This is a genomic window from Paenibacillus sp. FSL P4-0338 (assembly GCF_038002365.1).
In the GTDB taxonomy this organism is placed as follows: Bacteria; Bacillota; Bacilli; order Paenibacillales; family Paenibacillaceae; genus Paenibacillus_AQ.
This window is the reverse complement of the sequence record NZ_JBBOCG010000001.1, coordinates 2,358,978-2,380,921: the sequence shown is the minus strand read 5'-3', so window position 1 is coordinate 2,380,921 and position 21,944 is coordinate 2,358,978. Positions and strand designations below refer to the sequence as shown.

Genomic DNA, 21,944 nt, shown 5'->3' with positions numbered 1-21,944 from the left:
CCTCACATAACAAGTAAAATATTCCATAGATTCCACAACTGATAAAAACAAATATTTACATGATTACTATATTTCTAGCGAAAGTTGTAAAAATTATTTCCGGATTACCTAGTATTACGAGAACAAAGAACAATAGATTGTCGAATTATCCATTTAGGAGGCGATGGCGATGAGTGACTATGTAACACCTCAGATGATGAGCACCCTGATGAGCGTGCTGATTATTCCACTGCTGGGGCTGCTGGCGAGGTCTGTAATTGCTTATATTAAGCGGGAAATTGCCGGGCTTGAGCAGAGAATCGAGAGTGAGGCATTGAACAGCCTGCTTCAGCGGGCGGGGGATGCTGTTGAATCCGCCGTGATTGCCGTCAATCAGACGTTCGTGGAGACGCTCAAGCAACAAGGTGACTTCGACACGGAGGCGATGAAGAAATCTTTTCTGCTGGCCAAAGAGAAGGCATTAGCGATCCTCGGAGAATCCGCACGGAAGGAGCTGAGTCTTGTGATCGGGGACCTCGAAGCCTGGCTCGAAACGAAAATCGAAGTTTGTGTGAACCGGAATAAACAGTTGTAAAATCCCGTCCGCGGTTCCCTTTGATTAGTAAAGGAGGGCCAGGCTTCACCATGATCAGTATGCTCATTACTAAAAAGTTAGGGGATGTATGATGAAACATTCAAAAAGGAAATGCAAGCTTATGCAGCAAGGACGGTTGGGCATAATCAGCAGATGGCTGTGTCTCTCGCTTCTAATTCTGATGCTGGCGCCGGGCGCTGTATTCGGGTCGGGGAAAATAGTCCATAACATTCTTCCAGGGCCTGAAGCGGACACTGCCTCTGCAGCAGTGTATGAGGCAGAGCCGCCTATACCGCAGCCGCAGCTTCATCGGGGGGTAACGGTTAAGGATTCGGTCTATAGCTCCGTCTATCAATCGGTGTATGAGATAGACCCTACCTTGGGAGTCATCCTAAATCATGGAGCCTATCAGATGAGTCTGATGGCGCTCAGTAATGTCGAGGGGTCGATGAGCCCGGTATCGCCGCTGCTGCAGCAGATCCGGTTGTCGCAAGCCTCGGGTGTAGTTCCAGGGGGGCGCGGCTTCATGCTTCCGCAGGTAGTGGCGGTCAAGGATCTGGCGGGTAATCCGCTGCCGGGTATTCCCGTTACCTTCACCGTCTCGGAGGACAGTACAATTACTGCGGTCATGCGCGGGCTTAACAGTACTGGAATTACAGTGGTGTCGGATGCAAACGGATATGCATCTGCGGCTAACAACTATACAGGTTATATAGGCGAAGGCTATCAGGTCTATTCGAAGGGAACCGGGGTCATTAAGACCATGGAGGTAAAAGCTGCCGTTCCCGGTCTTCAGCCGGTTACCTTCAAGGTAGAGGTCGGTGCCGTAGGCTCTAACCTGATCGATACGACGCCACCTTCCATTAAGGCCACAGCGGTTACGGATAACGGTACTCCTTACATTGCCGGGACCTGGACCAGTCAATCCGTGATTGTACATTATACGGCAGAGGATACGTTGTCAGCGATCAAATCACTGACCCCGGATCAGAAATTCACCGCTGAAGGAGCAGGCCAGACAGCAACGGGCAAGGCTGTTGACAGTGCGGCTACCAGTGATGAGGATAAGAACCATTATTCCATCGCAACCTTCGGTCCCATCCATATTGATAAAAGCGCTCCGGTTACAGAAGTAGCAGTAACAGGCGCTGAATCCGGCAGCTGGAGCCGGGGGAAGGTAGCACTGCATTTTACCGCTGATGATCCATATTCCGGTGTGGATGCTGTGTATTACAAGCTGGGTGAGAATGCAGCAGTGAGAACTTCCGGCTCCAGCGCGGCGCTGGAGCTGGAACAGGAAGGAGCGACTACCGTCAGCTACTGGGCAGTGGACAGAACCGGGAATGCAGAAGCTCCCCGCACGGTAGTGGTGCAAATTGACAAGAGTGGTCCGCTGATCGCCAGTATTCTCAGTCCTGAAGCGAATGAGAAGGGCTGGAACAGCACGGATGTTACGGTCTCTATTACCGCATCAGATGTCCATTCCGGAGTGAAGGAGATCCACTATAGACTCGGAGCGGATGGCGAAGTACAGATTGCGGCGGGCAGCACGGCTGCTTTTGACGTCTCGGTGGAGGGAATTATCCCTCTGGAGTTCTGGGCCGTTGATCATGCAGGCAACCTGACCGCTATACAGAAGACCGAAGTGAAGATTGACAAGACGGTCCCGGTCATTACCGTTCCGGCGAATATTATAATGGAGGCGAAGGCGGTACGTACCCCTGCCGATATTGGAAAAGCCTCCGTTCGGGATATCTCGATTGCGGATATTCTCCTGACGAATGATGCACCTGCAGACTATCCAATCGGGACAACTACCGTAAAATGGACGGCGGTGGACCCGGTAGGACTGACTTCCTCACAGGTTCAGAGAATTACTGTAAAAGACACTACAAAGCCGGTACTAACCGTGCAGGGAGATATGGTTGTGGAAGCTACAGCGGTTAAGACGCCGCTTGTGGTCACCGGAGCGTCGGCTACGGATATTTTCCCGGTTATTGTGGTGAGTGACGCGCCGAAGGAATTCCCCATTGGTCCGACTACCGTTACTTGGACGGCGACCGATGCCAACAGCAATGTGACTACAGCAACACAGAAGGTCACCGTAGTAGACAGAACTAAGCCGTTACTGACGGTTCCAGCGGACATTACAAAAGAAGCTGTAGGCCGAAGAACTGTGGCAGATCCGGGGAAGGCCGCCGCCACAGATATTTTTAAGGTGAATGTTACGAATAACGCGCCTGAGGATTACCCGGTGGGCGTAACCAAGGTAAGCTGGACGGCTAAGGATGAGAATGGAAATATCTCTACAGCAGATCAGCTGATCCGCATTACCGATACCACCAAGCCTGTACTGACAATTCCGAAGGATATTACCGTAGAAGCTACGGCTAGACGGACGAAGGTGAATATTGGGCAAGCCGAAGCCAGCGATCTGTTCGATGTGCTGCTAACCAAGGATGCCCCGGCGGATTATCCGGTGGGTGTAACCATGGTTACCTGGACCGCCACAGATGAACATGGCAACGTCACCGAGAAAGTGCAGAAGATTACAGTTACAGATACAACGCCTCCACAGTTAACTGTGCCTGGAGACATCACCGCCGAGGCAACCGGCATTAAGACTCCAGTGGAGCTGGGGGAAGCGTCTGCCAAGGATATTTTCAGTGTTACTGTAACCAATAACGCCCCGGAACGCTTCATCTTCGGGACAACAGTCGTTACCTGGACGGCTACAGATGAGAATGGCAATACCACCAAGACCACGCAGACCGTTAAGATCGTAGACACGACGAAGCCGCTGGTCACACTGCCAGGAGGGATAACGGCAGAAGCTACGGGAGCAAAAACGAAGGTAGACATCGGCCAGCCGGTGGTTACAGAAATTTTTGCCGTGACAATCAAGAATGATGCTCCGGCGGAATTCCCGCTTGGAACCACCAAAGTGACATGGACGATAACGGACGAGCATGGCAATGCAACTAAGGGAACGCAAGAGGTCAAGATCGTAGATACGACCAAACCGGTCATTACAGCACCGGAGGATCTAACGGTAGAGGCCACAGCGGTCAGATCCAAGGTCGCTCTGGGCGAGCCGGTGGTCTTCGATCTGTTCGAGACTGAGATTATTAACGATGCTCCGGCTGATTTCCCGGTCGGCACCACGCTGGTTACCTGGATGGCCAGTGATCCAAGCGGAAATGTGGCAATTGCGAAGCAGAAGGTGACGGTTGTAGATACGACTGCGCCTAAGCTGTCTGTCCCGGCAGACGTCAAGGCAGAGGCTACAGGAATCAGAACTCCGGTTGTGACTGGAGAGGCCACGGCTACGGATATTTTTCCGGTTACTATAACGAGCAATGCTCCCGAGAATTATGCCGTGGGCGTTACCGAGGTGATCTGGACGGCGAAGGATGCCAACGGTCTGGTAACTAGCGGCAAGCAAAAGGTGACTGTAGTGGATACCACCTTGCCGATTCTGACGGTTCCGCAGGATATCAGTGTGGAAGCTACCGCAGTGAACACTCCGGTTCAAATCGGCAAGGCTACGGCAACGGATCTGTTCCCGGTCACGGTGGTCAGCAATGCTCCGGCCAGCTACCCGCTGGGTAAGACCATTGTCACCTGGAAGGCGACAGATGCGAACGGCAACTTCAGCACCGGCACGCAGACGATTACGGTAAAAGATACGACGGCCCCGGTAATCACTGATATTCCGGACTACATTGCAGAAGCTACCGGACAGACGATGCAGATTAAGCTGCCGGTGCCTGCGGTCACCGATATCTTCGGGATTGCCGCAGTGAGCAGCAATGCCCCGGCTTCCTATCCGCTTGGCGTGACTGAAGTCACCTGGACAGCGAAGGATGTGAACGGCAACGTATCCATGCGTAAGCAAAAGGTTACTATCTTGGATACCACGAAGCCAGTGCTTACAGTACCGGAAGATATTAATGTAGAAGCGGCGGCGGTAGAGACTCCGGTGGAGATCGGAGAGGCCACGGCTACGGATATTTTCAAGGTGACGGTGAAGAACAATGCCCCGGAAGCTTATCCGCTTGGGGTAACAGAAGTGATCTGGACGGCAACCGATGCGAACGGCAATGTGACCACGAAGGTGCAGAAGATTAAGGTTGTGGACACGACGAATCCGACACTTACTGTGCCGGAGGATCTGACAGTGGAAGCAGCGGCTGTTGAGACTCCGGTGGAGATCGGTCAAGCGTCTGCTACAGATATTTTCAAGGTGACGGTGAAGAATAATGCTCCGGAAGCGTATCCGCTGGGCGTAACAGAAGTGATCTGGACGGCAACGGATGCGAACGGCAATGTGACTACGAAGGTGCAGAAGATTAAGGTCATGGACACGACGAAGCCTGTGCTTGCTGTACCGGAAGATATTACTGTAGAAGCGGCGGCGGTAGAGACTCCGGTGGAGATCGGCGAGGCCACGGCGACAGATATTTTCAAGGTGACGGTGAAGAATAATGCCCCTGAAGCGTATCCGCTGGGCGTAACAGAAGTAGTGTGGACGGCAACGGATGCGAACGGCAATGTGACTACGAAGGTGCAGAAGATTAAGGTCGTGGACACGGCAAAGCCGGCACTTACTGTGCCCGAGGATCGGTCCGTAGAAGCAACGGCGGTAGAGACTCCAGTGGAGATCGGTCAAGCGTCTGCCACGGATATTTTCAAGGTGACGGTGAAGAATAATGCCCCCGAAGCGTATCCGCTGGGCGTAACAGAAGTAGTGTGGACGGCAACGGATGCGAATGGGAATGTGACTACGAAGGTACAGAAGATTAAGGTCGTGGACACGACGAAGCCTGTGCTTGCTGTACCGGAAGATCTGTCCGTAGAAGCAACGGCAGTGAAGACTCCGGTGGAGATCGGCGTGGCAAAGGCTACGGATATTTTCAAGGTGACGGTGACATCGGATGCTCCAGCTGCTTATCCGCTGGGAACAACGACAGTTACCTGGAAGGCCAAAGATATCAATGGTAACGAGGTAACCGGGGTTCAGCGGATTACCGTAGTGGATACGACACAGCCCTTGCTGAAGTTCGAAGGACCACTGCAGCTGACCAAGGAAGCAACAGCTCTGGAAACGCCGGTAGAACTGGAAGTGCCAGTGGCACTGGATTTCTTCCCGGTTACTCTAACGACAGATGCTCCGGGAGAGCATGGCGCAATCACCTCAGAGGAGAGCTTAACCGCGAGTTTCCCTATCGGTACTACGATTGTAAAATGGACTGCTATAGATAGCAGCGGAAACTCCGCAGTGGGCATCGTGAAGGTGACCATTGTCGATACGGTCAAGCCTGCTCTTAAGCTTCCGGCTGACATTACTCTAGAAGCATCAGCCCTCAAGACGCCAGTGGAGATCGGCGTGGCAACAGCTACAGATATTTTCAAAGTAACGGTAACAAGTAATGCCCCTGAGAGCTATGGATTGGGAGTGACCGAAGTGGTCTGGACCGCTACGGATGCGAACGGCAATGTTAGCACGGGTGTACAGAAGATTACGGTGGTAGATACCACGAAGCCGGTATTGAAGCTTCCGGCGGACAAGACGGTAGAAGCAACGGCGCTGAAAACTCCGGTGGAAATCGGCGTGGCAACAGGGACTGACATTTTCAAGGTAACAGTAACAAGTAATGCCCCTGAGAGCTATGGATTGGGAGTAACCGAAGTGGTCTGGACCGCTACGGATGCGAACGGCAATGTTAGCACTGGCGTGCAGAAGATTACGGTGGTGGATACGACGAAGCCAGTGTTGAAGCTTCCGGCTGACAAGACGGTGGAGGCATCGGCGCTGAAAACTCCAGTGGAGATTGGCGTGGCAACAGGGACGGACATTTTCAAGGTAACAGTAACAAGTAATGCCCCTGAGAGCTATGCGCTAGGAACCACTGAGGTCACTTGGACCGCTACGGATGCGAACGGCAATGTTAGCACAGGCGTGCAGAAGATTACGGTGGTGGATACGACGAAGCCAGTGTTGAAGCTTCCGGCTGACAAGACGGTGGAGGCAACGGCGCTGAAAACTCCGGTGGAGATCGGCGTGGCAACGGGGACTGACATTTTCAAGGTAACGGTAACAAGTAATGCCCCTGAGAGCTATGGATTGGGAGTGACCGAAGTGGTCTGGACTGCTACGGATGCGAACGGCAATGTCAGCACGGGCGTGCAGAAGATCACGTTGGTGGATACCACGAAGCCTGTGTTGAAGCTTCCTGCTGACAAGACGGTGGAGGCAACGGCGCTGAAAACTCCAGTGGAGATCGGCGTGGCAACAGGAACTGACATTTTCAAGGTAACAGTAACAAGTAATGCCCCTGAGAGCTATGGGTTGGGAGTGACCGAAGTGGTCTGGACTGCTACGGATGCGAACGGCAATGTCAGCACGGGCGTGCAGAAGATCACGTTGGTGGATACCACGAAGCCTGTGTTGAAACTTCCTGCTGACAAGACGGTGGAGGCAACGGCGCTGAAAACTCCGGTGGAGATCGGCGTGGCAACGGGGACTGACATTTTCAAGGTAACAGTAATAAGTAATGCCCCTGAGAGCTATGCGCTAGGAATTACTGAGGTCACTTGGACCGCTACGGATGCGAACGGCAATGTTAGCACGGGTGTGCAGAAGATCACGGTGGTCGACACCACCAAGCCAGTGTTAAAAGCTCCAGCAGATGTTGCTGTTCCGGCAACCGGAACCAAAACGCTTGTGAACCTGGGCCAAGCTACAGCGAGCGACATCTTCGGAGTTGTGCTGAAGAATGATGCTCCGGCTGACGGCTTCCCGTTAGGGAAAACAGTGGTCACCTGGACGGCTACGGATGTGAATGGCAATGTATCGACGGCGGTGCAGAATGTAACTGTCACTCAGACGTTCAAGGTTCAATCGTTTAATGCGAGCCGAAGCAGCGTGACGAATACGATTTTCCCGAGAATATCCTTTGAGAATACCAGCAAGTCGACCCTGCAGCTCTCCAGCATCAAGCTTAGATATTACTACACCATCGATGGAGAGAGATACCAGAGCTTCTATACGGATTATGCCAGAGTATCAGGCTCAAATACCAGGGTGATTCAATCGTATGTCACAGGAAGCTTCCAGAAGACAACAGGCAAAACCGGCAGTGATTATTACCTGGAAATCGGCTTCACCAGCGGTGCGGGAAGTCTTAAGCCTGGAGAAAGTGTAGAAATTCAGTGCAGATTCTGGAAATCGGATTTCTCTAATTACTATCAGACTAATGATTATTCCTTCAATGGACTGGCCACGGGCTTCACAGATACCAGCAAAATTACGGCCTACTCCTATGGCAATCTGATTGCAGGAATGGAACCGTAAGCGGCTAAGTACAGCATTGCACGGCTTCCAGGCTGCTTCCAGATCAGAGGTTGCAGCTTGGAGCTATTCATTAACGGGAGATCAACCAGCTCCATTAGCGGGGGTACGATATGCCAGACGACATGAATGAAATCCTTCAACGGTTGACCCGGGTGGAAACCAAGCTCGACATCATGAACAGTGCAAGGGATATTGCGCTTGAGGCTATGCAGAGCAGCAAATCAGCGCATTTGCGGATGGATGAGATGCGGGATGAGCTGTCCAGATTGAAGCTCAGGCAAGGGGAGAATCAGCGCTGGCTGGTGGGCACGATCATTAGCAGCGTGGGGATGTGTATTGCCGCAGCGGGACTTTTGATGAAAATATTAATCGGGTAGCAGACAGGAAGAAGGAGATGGGGGAATGGCCAAAGGCTTTGATTGCGCAGCACCGCTAACACGCACACTGGCAAAGAAATTCAAGGAGGATGGCTACGAATTCGTATGCCGTTACCTCGTGCCCTCCGGCTGGAAAAGGTTAACCCAGGCGGAGGCGGTTGCTATCAGCGCTGCTGGGCTGCAAATTGTCTCTGTGTATGAAACGACCGCCAGCCGTGCGCTGGGAGGCCGTGCAGCCGGTCTGACAGACGGGGCGATTGCCGCACAGACAGCCCTTGCGGTTGGACAACCTGCCGGGAGCCGGATCTACTTTGCCGTTGATTTCGACGCTTCTGCGAAGCAGATGGACACGGTGATCCAGTATATTACGGCAGCGGGAGAAGCCGCCCGGAATTACCAGTCGGGTGTCTACGGGAGCGTTACGGTTATTGAAGCTGCAATGGGCGCTAAGGCCTGCACCGGTTTTTGGCAGACGTATGCCTGGAGTAAAGGCCGGAAAGCGGAGGGTATCCACCTGTATCAATATGACAACGGTCCCAAGGGACTAGGTCAACCGGTTCACGGAGTGAATGTAGACCTCAACCAGTCCAGCGGAGAAGCCGGCTGGTGGAGCACGCAGTCTGCCGCGGTTCCTGTACCAGGCAATGCAAACGGAGAGGGGAAAGACTATATGATGAAGAAAGAGGATGCGGGCAAGATCATTGCTTTTCTTCAAGCGGCTTATATGGCAGCAGGTAATGCAGAGTCTGGAAAAGAATTTCACCGTCTGGCGAATGAGCTGCGCAAAGCCTCGGGCCAAGCGGCAGACCCGAATAATCGTTAATCAGGAGGAAGGGTTACAGGCTGCCTAAGGGCGGACTTTTTGACATGTGATTATAAGTAAAAATTAGAATAAATGGATTTATTTATAACTCCGGCTGTAAAAAGCGCTATGGATTTTACTTTATCTATAGGATCGATTTTTTACAGAGGGGGGACTCCATTGCAGACCCAAGCAACCGTAAGTAAGGAGAAAGATAAAGCATCCGGCGGCCATAAACCATTCAGCAATCCGCAGGTATTCATTCGTCCGGCAGCCGCGAAACAACCAGACCCGGTAGAGATTATCCGGCGTGTCCGCCAGAATCCGGCTTCCTTAAGCCGTGAAGACAAGCTGGCGCTCCAGCGCACACTCGGCAACCGGGCCGTGGTTCAGTTGTTATCGAGTCTGAAGGAGGATGGGAAGAAGAAAGAGCAGGCAGACAATGGAACACAGGCGGATGGAGCAAGTAAGAGCTTGGCCGCAGAAGCTCAAGTGGAAGAGCATACGGATTCACCGGAACCGGTGCAAGCAGAAGCAGAGCAAGCCAGCACTCCGGCTGAATCCAAGATGCAGCGTAAGGAGGAGCCGGAGGGGCAGGCAGCAGACGCTATTGCGTCTGTCACACAAACTAAGCCTGCTAGTGGCGGCAGTTCTTCAGGTCCCGTAGCCGTCAAAAAGACGCCAGCGCCTGCCCGGACGAAGGGGAGAGCAGAGGCCACTGTAGAGGGGCAAGCTAAAACGGCAGAACGAGAGGAAGACGCTCCGTTTGCGGAAGAAGCAAGAGAAGAGCCGTCTGGGGAACCGTTGAATTCCGGGAAGGCGGAGGAGTCCGCAGCAGCTCAGGGAGAGGATGCGCTGGAGCCAGCCAAGAAGTCCGCCGCCTCCAAAGGAGCAGATGCACCGAAGAAAGCGGCCAAGGAGCCATCGTTTGGAGCAGCACTCGGTGCCTTAGCGGGAGATGGGAAGGAGAAGCCGGCGAAGGGCAAGACGGTGAAGATCAGCGGTGAAGATCCGGGGCAGATTCTGGATCAGCTGACACAGGTTCAGCCCACAGAGCTGGGGGATGCCTATGCCCAGGCTGTGAGTGTATCCTCCGGTGCCTTCACGAAGCAGACACAGAAGACCAAGCAAGGGCTGCCTGCTGTTCCGGTACCGACCGGCTTGAAAGGGAAGGCCTTGCAGGCCCGGAAGAAACCGGCAGCGCTGAAGCACACTGTGAAGGAAGGCTTCAAAGGCGAGCGTACCGGTGGGGCTGTTCCTGCAGGCAAGCTGGATAAAATGAACATTAGTTCATCCGGTTCCGGGGGCAATCCGGAGGCGATGTTAAGCGAGATCCGCTCCGCAGCCGCCCAGCCGCCGGGAATCAGCATGACCGGAGAGGCAGATCCCTCTCAGCTGGAGGGTTTTCATCAGGAGGCCTCCCAGCAGGTGATCGCAGCCAAGCAGGCGGAGATGGGCCAGATCAAGCAGCCGTTCGGGGAGAATGAGATTTATCCCGAGCCGGATGGCACCGTGGTGAAAGCTGCTGCAGGGCTGAAAGGCGGGCAGGCACCCGGGGCCAAAAAACTGCCTGCGCTGGCACTGCCTGCAGATATGACTGCCGGACTGAACCGTAGTCTGGCTCCAGAGATGAAGAAGCAGCTTGGTACCAAGCAGGCGGAATATAAGAAGGAACAAGCGAAATTCGACAGTAAAGTGCTGAGCTCCAAAGCCGACAGCCAGGCGCAAATCCGGCAGGCCGAGACCGAGGCGAAGAACAAGCAGATCAGCCAGCAGACTGGAGCCAAAGCAGAAGTCACCCAATTGCAGGGCGAGTGGAAAAAGGAGCTGGATGCTGCCGAGACGGACTATACCAAACAGGCCGGGTCAGCCGCCCAGCAGAAGAAGCAGGAGATCAACAGCGTCCGTACAGACAAAGAGCGGGAAGCTCAGAAAAAGCAGTCTGAAGCGGAGCGGGAAGCGACGCAGGCCTACAGTAAAGCGAAGAAGGAAGCAGACGGGAAGCATGAACAGGAGAAGGCCAAGGAAGAGAAGAAGGGCGGCTTCCTCGGCTGGGTGAAGGGTAAGCTGGAGGCTGTCGTCGAAGTCGTTAAGAAAGCAGTTAACTTCATTTTTGAGGGTCTCCGCAAAGCAGTTAAGTTTATTTTTGACAAAGCGAAGCAGGCTGTGCTGGGCATCATTGAACTGGGCCGCAAGCTGATTACAACCCTGATCAAGGGACTGGGTGTGCTGCTTAAAAAGCTGGTGTCTGTTGTATTTGCCAAGTTCCCTGGTATCGCCGCAAAAATATGCAGCAAAATTGACGGAGTTGTCAATAAGGCTATTAAAGCGGTCAACCAGCTAGCCCAGAAGCTCAAGACCAAGGTCACTCAGGTGATGGACTTCTTGGCTGCTAAGGTGGATCAGGCGCTGGCAGCAGTGCAGAACTTCTATTCCAAGCTGATCTCCACCCTAGGCAGTCTGCTGATTGCCACGTTCCTGGATGTGTTGTCCCGGATTGGAGCGCTCGGCCAGGCGGCGAAGCGTTCCTTCAGTCATCTGGAAGGAAAGATGTGGGAGTATCTGCTTGGGGTAGATATCTCCAAGCCAATGGGCGCTGGAGCAGCAGAAGGCGGAGCTGTTGAGCAGGCTGAGGGAGCTGGCGCTGGTGCGGCAGCGGATGAGAAGCTGACCGCAGAAGATATCGAGATGGAGTCGGTGGAGCAGGGCGAGATGGACCCTGCACTGGTGCAGGAAGCGAACCTGAAAGACGGAGAAACCAAAGAGATGTCCGGCAGCCGCGACCCGGCTACAATGGACAGCATAATGGCGGAATTCGACACCGGAGCAGCCAATCAGAGCCTTGGCGGCAAAATTGCAGACGGTGCGAAGCTACGCGCAGGCAATGCGAAAATGTTGTTTGACCAAATTAAATCATTTGTAATAAAATGGATGAAGAGTAATGGATTGAAGCTACTGGCTGCAGTCATCGGGATATTGGCTGGGATCGTGGTCGCAGAGATTGTAACAGGCGGAGCGATTACGGCTGCACTTCCGATGATTATTAACATCATCACCGTATACCTGCAGGCAGATGCGATTAAGTCCGTGGCACAGACCCTTGTCCAGGCTTCCGGCTATATTGGCACCTACCTGAGCCAGGGCTGGCAGAAGATGATTGAGCCTGCGGCCATCGCGCTCGCAACCGCACTGGCCATGGGACTCGTTGAGCTCGCTATGGAGCTGGGCTTCAAGGCCATAGGAGCAGGAGTCAAGAAAGCCGGACAAGCTGCCAAGAAGGGCGTCGGCGCTGCAGCCAGAGGGGTCAAGAACGCAGCAGGTGCAGGGGCCAAAGGCATCAAGAGCTTGCTGAAATCCGGAGCCAAGCTGGCCTCCAAGAGCGGCAGCATGATTATACGTAATGGTAAAATCGTGATTAAGAGCCTGCAAAAGGGGCTCATGAAGGGGGCCAAAAAGCTCCGGGACCTGCTGGACCGGATTCTGCAGAAGTTCAAGTTCAAGAAGTTTGAGTTGGAACGCATAAAGAATCATATTATTCTCTATGGGATATTTAATCCGCGTATTAAGCTAATAGACCTTAAAACGAAAGATCCTGATAAATTTCAAAGCGCTTATGATAATGCGATGGAGGATGCTGCCAGAAAACAATCTAAGTATAATAAGAAACCTAACAAACCGAGAAATTATAAAAAAATGGAGCCTCATGAAGATGGAACCACTACCTATACTTTTCTTTCTAAAAAAAGTGGTAAGGAGTATAGAGTTAAATATGATGCTGAAGGATATCCAATACTTGATTCCAAGCATGATATAACTTTACCTGAAAAATATTACCTTGAGTCTGATAAAGTTCAATTCGATTACCTTTCAAAGGAGTTATATAAAGAAATATTAGAAAACCCAGAACTCGCAAAAAAATTTACTGCAGCTGAAAGAAATCTACTAAAAGAAGGCAAAGTACCGGATACTTTTACCTGGCATCATCATCAGGAAGCAGGGCGGATGCAAATTATAGATTATTTTGAGCATCAAGTTTCTGGTCATACAGGAGGCAGAGCCATTTGGGGGGGGGGACGAAAAGGAAGAAAAGGTAAGATAAAAAAGAATATATTGGAGATGATGGTATGGGAGTGAATAAGTGGATTAATGGCGAAGAATTACACGATGAAACACTAATAAAATTAGTTGAAAATAATTTTGGAGTAAAGTTTCCAGAAGATTATAAGAGATGCATTCAACTGTATAACGGAGGTTACCCAGAACCGAATTGCTTCGATATGAACGACGGTGAACAGGGAGTATTAAATAATTTATTAAGCTTCACAAATGATAATTTAAATATAACAATGTTTTATGATTTTGAAGAAGAGACTTCAATTGCCGGACTTGTACCTATTGCAAGAGATCCGTTTGGAAATTTATTATGTTTCGATTATCGCTTAAAGGTTCAGTCACCTGAAATAATATTTTATGATCATGAGGAGATTGGGGAGGATGCAATAATTCCTGTTTGTAGTACATTTACAGAATTACTAAATGGATTATATTCTGCAGAATAGAGGGGTTGTATCTATGGAAATTGAATTTGAGTTTTCATTTGAACCGGTTTTAGAGCAGGAGCTAGTTGTTTTTGAATCAAAGTACAATCTCATTTTGCCAAGTGATTATAAGAGATTTATAAAAAAATATAATGGTGGTAAAAGCGTTTTGAGAAGATTTCAAACGTTGGATGAAGTCGTAACTTCTTCAATTATGCTTTTCTTTCCATTTGATGTAAGAGAAGAGCATAGTATCGAAGGATTCTATCAAAAATATAATCTAACTAATATAATTCCTTCAAATTTTCTCCCTATTGGTAGAGACCCTATGAACAACATCATATGTTTGGCTGTTAGCGGAGAAGATATAGGAAGAGTATATTATTGTGATCTAACCCATTTGGATGAAGATAAAGGTTTAATCAAAGAGTTAGTAAGATTGACAGCATTGAGCTTTACAGAATTTATACAATCACTATATAAAACAGAATAATATTCATACAGAGGCTGTCCCAAAAGTAGTCTTTCTACGAGTAAAGACAAACTCTTCACATTTTTCACATAACCTCTAACTATCAATCCATCAGGTCGATTTCAGTTTAATAACTGAATAATCGACCTTCTTTTTTCTTTATTCTCTCAGTAACTTTTTGGAAAGCTTCCGATGACTATTAAAATCATCACCGTATACCTGCAGGCAGATGCGATTAAATCCGTGGCGCAGACCCTTGTCCAGGCCTCCGGCTATATTGGTACCTACCTGAGCCAGGGCTGGCAGAAGATGATTGAACCTGCCGCGATTGCGCTCGCTACAGCACTGGCGATGGGATTGGTTGAGCTGGCGATGGCGGGTGGCTTCAAAGCTGTCGGAGCTAACCTCAAGAAAGCCGGACAAGCTGTCAAGAAGGGCGTCGGAGCGGCAGCCAGCGGGGTGAAGAACGTTGTAGGCGCAGGAGCCAAAGGCATCAAGAGCCTGCTGAAATCCGGAGCCAAGCTTGCATCCAAGAGCGGCAGCATGATTATACGTAATGGTAAAATCGTGATTAAGAGCCTGCAAAAGGGGCTCATGAAGGGGGCCAAAAATCTCCGGGGCCTGCTGGACCGGATTCTGCAGAAATTCAAGTTCAAGAAGTTTAAGCTGGTGCGTAAGGGCAAGCATATTCGTCTGTATGGCGAGGTTAATCCTTGGGTGTTGCTGGCTGATGGGACTATGAAGGACATCAAGGAGCAGGACTTCAATAAAGAATTTAAAAAATTAAAGAAAGATGGAATGAAGCCGGTTGAACTCGATCGCTTTGCTCATTCCAATCTTAAAAAGCTAGATGATATTGAAAGACTTAAGGTTGCCGAGCTTGCAGGGGGAAATAAAGCTAGCTTAAACAAAATCATTACTGCAAAAAGCAAGCTTGCCAATAAACTTGACGCAACGGATGATATAAGCGAAAAATTTGATCTCAAGCTGGCTAAAGAGCATGAAAGAAAAATTGGTACAACATCAACTGTTTATAATCATGACAAAGGAAACTTTGGTGAAGAGGTAGCGAGAATTGTCGCTAAGCAAAATAATCTCGGCGATGACGTCTCGTCACTATTTCAGAAGGGTAGGAACGGATTAGATGGTGCGTTTTTATCTAAAGGACCACCACCAAAGCTAACTATTATTGAAGCAAAGACTTCGGAGAGAGCCCACTTTGTTTACTCTGATGCTCAGAAGTCAGGTGGAGGACAGTATTTCGAGAAAATGCGATTTAGTAATGATCCCAGATATGCTGGTTTTAATGATAGGTATAAACAGTTAAAGGAGGAAAACTATGAATTAGAGATAGACTTTATCAGGGTTGAAGCTGATTTAAAGAAAACGGATATTGGTTTTGGAGTAGATGAGTTGAAAATCAGGGATTGGTCAAAAAGAATAGAATAATTTTTATGAAGGAGAATCTAATGCTAAATTCTAAAAAATTAAGCATGTCCTATAAAAAATATCGCAAAAACTTTGTCAATGAAAGCTTTATTGAGCATGGGAAAACGGAGTATGAGAGGTGTATAAGTAAAATTGTTGATATTGTTGAATCCAATAATGTAGACAGGGATCATGTCTTGTTAATTAATCTTGGAACGATATACGATAACTATTTAATGACATGGAAAGAGGAAGTATTAGTCCAAAATACAAATCGAATTGAAGGATTAAAACTGATGTACCCCACTGTATTTTATCAATGTATATCGCAGGAGTTATATAGAATCCGATATCCTAATTCGACAGTGGATTATACATTTAAGGAAATAATTTCGACCTTAATTCATTTTACAATGTTCGGTTGGCAGAAAGAAGAAAGAATTCTTTTTGATTTTATTGCTGCATATATATCAGATCGTTTTATTTCATCTAATGATTGGAACAAGCACACGTGGTTTTTGCTGGAGCTATACTTACAGTATAGAAATAAAACTCTTTTAGGGGCTAGCCGGAATGTCTATACTTTTGTCAAAAAGGAGCTTGAGAGCAAAGACCTCAGAAATGATCTTCTACCTGACGATTTGGGGATTTACGATAAAGTACTGAAATGCTGGTCAACTCCTATAGAAGAAGAAATAACCGCTTTGATAGGACAAATGATCAATTATCATTCTGAGTTGGCCTCCGAACTGGGGAAATCTATCGAATTTGGTGACTACCGGTATGGATTCTATCCATATGAAATCTTGTTCCTAATTCATGTAAGGAAAAAGAGTGGGCTGCCAGTTCCTCAACACTTTGAGGATATATTGATGAATACTCCAGAAGCGAAAATGGTGTTTAAAGATCCTGAGCCATATCCGGAGAAAGATCCTCTGCTTGTGCAAATTGATAGCTTTTATCGTAAAAATTATCCGGATTATTTCTTGAATCAATATGGGGAAGAGCTGTTTCAATAATGCATAACGGAGGATAAGCAGATGTTGGATAAAGGAATACTGGAAGTCCTATTTCCGGGCCAGGAGGATGCAGGACCGATTCTGGAAGGGGAGGATCGTACAAGCCATTATGAAAGAGCATTAAAATATGGCTTGTCGAGCGGAGCCTTTCTCTTTCTGGATTATAAAGGAGAGGAAGACAATGAAATTGTAAATTATATTTTGGATTATGAGTTTGAGCGTGGAATAGAGCTTGCAACACAAGATGAACTGGAAGCGCTCGGTGAACTGGAGTATGAATTCTTGCCTGATAAGATCCGGGAAACGAACAGCCTATTAAAAAATAGAAATTACGGTTTATTTGTCTTCCCATCATTAGGAGATTATTATGTATTGTTCATATCCCGATTAGAGAATAAAGTGCTATTAACCGGAACAGAACTGCTGGATAATGAGTTAATTCCGTCTAAAGAAAGATATATTCAATATTATTCCAGTGCAGAGGCATAGCTCACATTTGCTTCTAAGAACAATAGAACAACTTAATCAGGACAGGTTAATCAAATGGATCAAGTATCCGGTGATTAACCTGTTTTTTATTTTCCCCCAGTTGTAATCCCCCTCCCAAAACTTACTTTATATATGAACAAGAAAATATAGAGTGAGGACAGAACTGCCGATGAAATTTATTAAATGGGCTAGAAGCTATCGAAAGGAAACAGCGGAGGCTTCTGATGATGTGGAACGGGTGGAAGCTGCCGAGCTTGGCACAGGCGCTGCTTATGTTGCTGCTCTTGCTTCCGCTCATGAACCAGCACTTCCTGAAGCAAATTCCGAAGCAGCAGCTCCCCGAGAGGAGAGCGGCGAACCCGCTCCGCCCTACAGCTCGAACCAAGAGCATCTCGCAGAAGAGCTGCAACTGCTGGAGCTCCGGCTTAAGCTCAGGTACCTTGAAGGACCGCAGCCGCACGCAGAGCTGGAGCTTGTGGACGAGGAGATCCGCAGTCTGCTGGATGTCCAGCCGGAAGATGAGCGTTACATCAATCTCTTAACAGCGGAAATAGCTCATCTGGAACGGAAGATCGCTGCCAGACTGAGGACTAATTTCCACCCATCAGCAGAGCAGTCACCCAGTCCCGCTCCCCGGCTCATGCTCCCGGAGGTGGCTTCTGCACTTAACCTGTCAGGGCTGGAGGTAAGCATCCTGGTCGCTTGTCTGGCGCCTGAGCTGGACGGCAAGTACGGGCGAATCTATGCCTACCTGCAGAATGATATGTCGGACAAGCGCCCTTCGGTGGGGTGGGTCCTGGAGGTATTCGCCGGGGCAGAGGAGGAGCGGCAGGCGGCCCGCCTGCTGTTCGATGTCCGTGCGCCGCTGATGAAGCTGCTGCTGGAACGAAGAGGGGAGTACGGCGACAGCCGCATTCCGTTAATCGCCCGGCCGCTGAAGCTGGAGGATTGGGCGGTGAATCTGCTGCTCGGCTATGAGGTGCTGGATGAGCGTCTGACGAAGGCGGCGAAGCTTAGCACGGTGCCTCTTCCGCAGCAGATCCATTTTCCGGCTGAGCTGGAGCAGAAGCTGCTGCGGTTCGTGAAGCATTACAGCTGCTGCGGAGCCGGCAGCCCCGGTAGCTCCAGCAGCCTGCTATACGTCAGCGGTCCGGATGAGGCTCTGAAGCTGGGAGGTATCCGCGAGGTCTGCGGCACCCTGGGACTCTCTGTCCTGGTTGCCGATCTGGAGAAGCTGCTGCGCCCTGAGGCTGACTTCAGCGAAATGCTGAGACTGCTTGGCCGGCATGCGCTGCTGATGAAGACGGCCCTCTGCTTCACCGGTTTCGACAGCCTGGTGACAGAGGATGACCGATACAGTCTGCAGAGCCGGCTCCTTATGGAGATGCTGGCAGACTGTGCACCGCTGACGTTCATCCTTGGAGAAGCGCAGTGGGGAATCAGCTTCACCGGAATTCCGCTGAACTTCATGCAGATCGACTTGCCCTTTCCGGATGCGGCGGCCCGCAAGGCTGCGTGGACTGTCTTGGGTCAGGAGTATAAGCTGTCTCCGCAGATGGAACTGGATGAAGTCAGCGGCAGCTTCCGCTTCACGGCAAGCCAGATCCGGGCCGCTCTGAACGGCGGTGAGAACATCGCCGTCTGGAACGGCTTCAGGGAGAACGGGATCAGCACGAAGGATCTCTACGAAGCCTGTTACTTCCAGTCCAGCCGAAGAATCCAGGCACTGGCCTCGAAGGTCCAGGCCATGTATACCTGGGACATGCTGGTGCTTCCCGAAGAGCAGCTGAATCAGCTGGAGGAAATCTGCCGTCAGGTGAAATACCGCGCACTCGTCTATGGAGAGTGGGGCTTTGCAGGACGGCTGTCGCTCGGAAGAGGGCTGAACATCCTGTTCTCGGGGCCGCCAGGCTCCGGGAAGACGATGGCCGCTGAGGTGATTGCAACTGAGCTGAGTCTGGAACTCTACAAGATCGATGTCTCACAGATTGTGAGCAAGTACATCGGGGAGACCGAGAAGAATCTGTCGCGGATTTTTGATGAGGCGGAGACCTCGAATGCCATTCTCTTCTTCGACGAAGCGGATGCCTTGTTCGGCAAGCGCTCTGAGGTCAAGGATGCGCATGACCGGTATGCGAATGTGGAGATCAGCTACCTGCTGCAGAAGATGGAGGAGTATACGGGAATTGTGATTCTGGCGACCAACTTGAATCAGAACCTGGACGATGCCTTCGCCCGCAGGCTGCACTTCAAGCTGGAATTCCCGTTCCCGGAGCAGCAGCAGCGCGGCCGGATCTGGCGGGGAATGTTCCCGGCGGGAGCGCCGCTTGATCCTGATCTGGATTATGGCTTCATGGCGGAGAAGTTCATTCTGGCCGGAGGCAACATCAAGAACATTGCCTTGAATGCAGCCTTTTATGCGGCGCATGAAGGCTGTTCCATCGGGATGAAGCAGATCATGCTGGCAGCCAAGCGGGAGTATCTGAAGCTGGGCAGAACCTTTTTGCAATCGGATTATGCGCCCTATCACACACTGATCGAGGTGAAATAAGCATGGCCGTGGATACAGGTACGGTAATAAGAGATGTCAGCACCAGCCTGAAGGCACTATTGAAAGCACATGTACCTGAGTTGAACGATGACAGCTTCATCAGCTTCGGCTCTCCGAGTGACATTGACAGCTCAACGATGAAGCTTTCAATGTGTTTGTATTATTTGAGCCATAGCCCCAGTATGCGCAACAGTGAGAAGGAAGAGACCGGCAGCAAGAATGAGTTCATGTATCCGCCGGCTTATCTGGATTTGTACTATCTGCTCACGCCATACGCCAAGGACAGGGAGACCGAGCAGCTGATCCTGGGCCGGATCTTTCAGCTGTTCCATGAGCATCCGGTGCTTAGCGGCAGCGATCTGCGGGGGAACCTGGCCGAATGCGGCAATGAGAAGATCCGGATCTCCTATAACAACCTGACGATTCAGGATATCAAGCAGCTGTGGGAGGTGTTCCCCGGGAAGCCGGCTAAGGTGAGCCTGTCCTATCTGGTGTCGCCGGTGCGGCTGCCTGCGGATAAGACGATCCTGATCCCACGGGTTGAGGTGAAAGAGCTGGGCGTTCATCCCATGTAGACCAAGCTGGCAGAGACTGCTTCTGTGAAGGGAGTGATTCATGGAGGGAATGACATGCAAGGCACCCGTACTAGCGGATATTCCGCAGACAAAGGCAGCTGTGCCTAACCGGATTGTGTAAGCTGATCAAACTTTAGTTTATGCTTTCTCAGCCAGTTATGCCGAAGGTTTCTCTCAGAAGCAGAAGCTAATTAAACTTTTTTAGGAGGGTAAGAGATGGCAAATTATTTATCGCCAGGCGTATATGTGGAGGAAGTCTCAAGCGGGGTCAAGCCGATTGCCGGTGTGGGCACCTCAGTCGGGGCCTTCGTCGGAATCGCAGAAAAGGGGGTCATCGGCAAAGCGGTACTGGTCACCAACTGGAGCCAGTTCGTCAATGAGTTCGGTCAGTTTATCCCTAATGGCTATCTGGCTTATGCCGTGTATAACTTTTTTGCGGAAGGAGGCACCTCCTGCTACGTAGTGAGAGCGGCATCCACCGATATCCGGCCGGCTTCGCTTGCGGTTCGTGATACCGATAATCTGGATTTGTTCAAGGTAGTTGCACGTTCGGAAGGGGAGTGGGGCAACCGGATTTCGGTCAAGATCAGCCCGTCCTCCAACAAGCAGCAATTTGGCTTCAAGATGATTGTGCAGTATTTGCTGGACAGTGATTTCAATAATGAATACAGCGGAGAAGACGAAGAGGGCAAAATCGTCGAAATCTTCGACAACATGCTGCTGATCAATTTTGAAGAAAAGGTGAATCAGGTATCCGCCTTTGTCAGTGTGAAGCCGCTGGTGGACCTGACCATTCTGGAGAATATGGAGAAAACGCCGGCGTTCAATGAAGCAGCCCTGTCCCTCAGCGGCGGTGTGAACGGGATGTCCCCGATTGACTTCCTGGGGGATGCGGTCAAGCGGGCCGGTATCCACGCATTCGATACGATTGACGGCATCAACATTGTAGCGGCTCCAGACCTTGCAGATATGGCGTACAGCCGGGGCACCATCCTGGATATGCTGAATTACTGCAAGCTGAGAAAAGACTGCATCTTCATCGTAGATCCTCCGCATGGCTTAAGCCCGCTGGAGGTCAAGGATTTCAAGGAGGGGGCGGGCGATTATTCGGGCAATTCATTCAATACGTCGTACGGTGCCCTGTACTATCCTTGGGTCTACATTAATGATCCGCTGACCGGGAAGCAGAAGCTTGTGCCGCCGTCCGGGGCGATTGCCGGTACGTACGCTTATGTCGATGCTGTTCGCGGTGTCCACAAAGCACCGGCTGGCACCACCGACGGCTATCTGGATTCCGTAGTAGGGATTGAGAAGATCATCACGAAGGCGGAGCAGGAGCTGCTGAATCCCGGCGGCATCAACGTGATCCGCTCCTTGCCGGAAGGCATCTGTGTCTGGGGGGCCAGAACGTTGTCCGCCGATTCGGAGTGGAGTTACGTCAACGTCCGGCGGCTGATGATGTACATTGAAGAGTCGCTGGATGAGGGCAGCCAGTGGGTCGTGTTTGAACCGAATGATCCGAGCCTGTGGGGCAAGGTCAAACGCAATCTCACCGCCTTCCTGACCCGCGTATGGAGAGATGGTGCGCTCTACGGAACCACGCAGGAAGAGGCCTTTTTCGTCAAAGTGGACGAGGAGAACAATCCGCCTGCTGTAAGGGATGCCGGCCAGCTGATTATCGAAGTGGGCGTAGCCCCGGTCAAACCTGCTGAATTCGTAGTCATCCGGGTCAGCCAGAAGACCTTATCCAAATAAGAGATTG

13 protein-coding genes are annotated in these 21,944 nt (G+C 50.6%); all 13 read left to right on the top strand.

The window, feature by feature from the left end:
• Nucleotides 1–169 precede the first annotated feature (169 nt).
• Entirely contained in the window at nt 170–574 is a 405-nt protein-coding gene (locus MKZ07_RS10495; protein WP_036700959.1) for a hypothetical protein, read from the top strand.
• A 121-nt stretch (nt 575–695) separates the two neighbouring features.
• Complete coding sequence (locus MKZ07_RS10490) at nt 696–7,931, top strand: HYR domain-containing protein (RefSeq protein WP_341025732.1); 7,236 nt, start codon at nt 696–698, stop codon at nt 7,929–7,931.
• A gap of 110 nt (nt 7,932–8,041) precedes the next feature.
• On the top strand, nt 8,042–8,308 hold the full coding sequence (locus tag MKZ07_RS10485; protein ID WP_036700963.1) for a hypothetical protein: 267 nt from the start codon (nt 8,042–8,044) through the stop codon (nt 8,306–8,308).
• Between the two features lie 25 nt (nt 8,309–8,333).
• On the top strand, nt 8,334–9,131 hold the full coding sequence (locus MKZ07_RS10480) for a DUF1906 domain-containing protein (protein ID WP_036700964.1): 798 nt from the start codon (nt 8,334–8,336) through the stop codon (nt 9,129–9,131).
• 159 nt (nt 9,132–9,290) lie between these two features.
• A complete protein-coding gene (locus tag MKZ07_RS10475) occupies nt 9,291–13,244 on the top strand; it encodes an HNH endonuclease (RefSeq protein ID WP_341025729.1) in 3,954 nt (1,317 codons plus the stop codon).
• Nucleotides 13,235–13,669, top strand: a complete 435-nt coding sequence (locus MKZ07_RS10470; RefSeq protein WP_036701029.1) for an SMI1/KNR4 family protein — start codon at nt 13,235–13,237, stop codon at nt 13,667–13,669. Before MKZ07_RS10475 ends, MKZ07_RS10470 begins: the two co-directional genes overlap by 10 nt.
• A 13-nt stretch (nt 13,670–13,682) precedes the next feature.
• Nucleotides 13,683–14,141 (top strand): SMI1/KNR4 family protein, encoded by a 459-nt coding sequence (locus MKZ07_RS10465; RefSeq protein WP_036701032.1) that lies wholly within the window; start codon nt 13,683–13,685, stop codon nt 14,139–14,141.
• A gap of 171 nt (nt 14,142–14,312) precedes the next feature.
• Nucleotides 14,313–15,569 (top strand): hypothetical protein, encoded by a 1,257-nt coding sequence (locus MKZ07_RS10460; protein WP_341025727.1) that lies wholly within the window; start codon nt 14,313–14,315, stop codon nt 15,567–15,569.
• Between the two features lie 20 nt (nt 15,570–15,589).
• Nucleotides 15,590–16,567 carry a hypothetical protein gene (locus MKZ07_RS10455; protein WP_036701034.1) on the top strand — a complete coding sequence of 326 codons (978 nt, stop codon included), beginning with the start codon at nt 15,590–15,592 and terminating at the stop codon, nt 16,565–16,567.
• A 21-nt stretch (nt 16,568–16,588) separates the two neighbouring features.
• Nucleotides 16,589–17,056: a hypothetical protein gene (locus MKZ07_RS10450; protein ID WP_341025726.1), complete on the top strand. Its 468-nt coding sequence runs from the start codon at nt 16,589–16,591 to the stop codon at nt 17,054–17,056.
• 169 nt (nt 17,057–17,225) lie between these two features.
• Complete coding sequence (locus MKZ07_RS10445) at nt 17,226–19,607, top strand: ATP-binding protein (RefSeq protein ID WP_341025724.1); 2,382 nt, start codon at nt 17,226–17,228, stop codon at nt 19,605–19,607.
• A gap of 2 nt (nt 19,608–19,609) precedes the next feature.
• Nucleotides 19,610–20,182: a DUF4255 domain-containing protein gene (locus MKZ07_RS10440; protein WP_036701045.1), complete on the top strand. Its 573-nt coding sequence runs from the start codon at nt 19,610–19,612 to the stop codon at nt 20,180–20,182.
• 216 nt (nt 20,183–20,398) lie between these two features.
• Complete coding sequence (locus MKZ07_RS10435; RefSeq protein ID WP_036701046.1) at nt 20,399–21,937, top strand: phage tail sheath family protein; 1,539 nt, start codon at nt 20,399–20,401, stop codon at nt 21,935–21,937.
• Nucleotides 21,938–21,944 lie beyond the last annotated feature (7 nt).

Coding starts and splice junctions, on each gene's coding strand:
- MKZ07_RS10495 (WP_036700959.1), top strand. CDS start 170: ATGAGTGACTATGTAACACCTCAGATGATGAGCACCCTGATGAGCGTG.
- MKZ07_RS10490 (WP_341025732.1), top strand. CDS start 696: ATGCAGCAAGGACGGTTGGGCATAATCAGCAGATGGCTGTGTCTCTCG.
- MKZ07_RS10485 (WP_036700963.1), top strand. CDS start 8,042: ATGCCAGACGACATGAATGAAATCCTTCAACGGTTGACCCGGGTGGAA.
- MKZ07_RS10480 (WP_036700964.1), top strand. CDS start 8,334: ATGGCCAAAGGCTTTGATTGCGCAGCACCGCTAACACGCACACTGGCA.
- MKZ07_RS10470 (WP_036701029.1), top strand. CDS start 13,235: ATGGGAGTGAATAAGTGGATTAATGGCGAAGAATTACACGATGAAACA.
- MKZ07_RS10465 (WP_036701032.1), top strand. CDS start 13,683: ATGGAAATTGAATTTGAGTTTTCATTTGAACCGGTTTTAGAGCAGGAG.
- MKZ07_RS10460 (WP_341025727.1), top strand. CDS start 14,313: ATGACTATTAAAATCATCACCGTATACCTGCAGGCAGATGCGATTAAA.
- MKZ07_RS10455 (WP_036701034.1), top strand. CDS start 15,590: ATGCTAAATTCTAAAAAATTAAGCATGTCCTATAAAAAATATCGCAAA.
- MKZ07_RS10450 (WP_341025726.1), top strand. CDS start 16,589: ATGTTGGATAAAGGAATACTGGAAGTCCTATTTCCGGGCCAGGAGGAT.
- MKZ07_RS10445 (WP_341025724.1), top strand. CDS start 17,226: ATGAAATTTATTAAATGGGCTAGAAGCTATCGAAAGGAAACAGCGGAG.
- MKZ07_RS10440 (WP_036701045.1), top strand. CDS start 19,610: ATGGCCGTGGATACAGGTACGGTAATAAGAGATGTCAGCACCAGCCTG.
- MKZ07_RS10435 (WP_036701046.1), top strand. CDS start 20,399: ATGGCAAATTATTTATCGCCAGGCGTATATGTGGAGGAAGTCTCAAGC.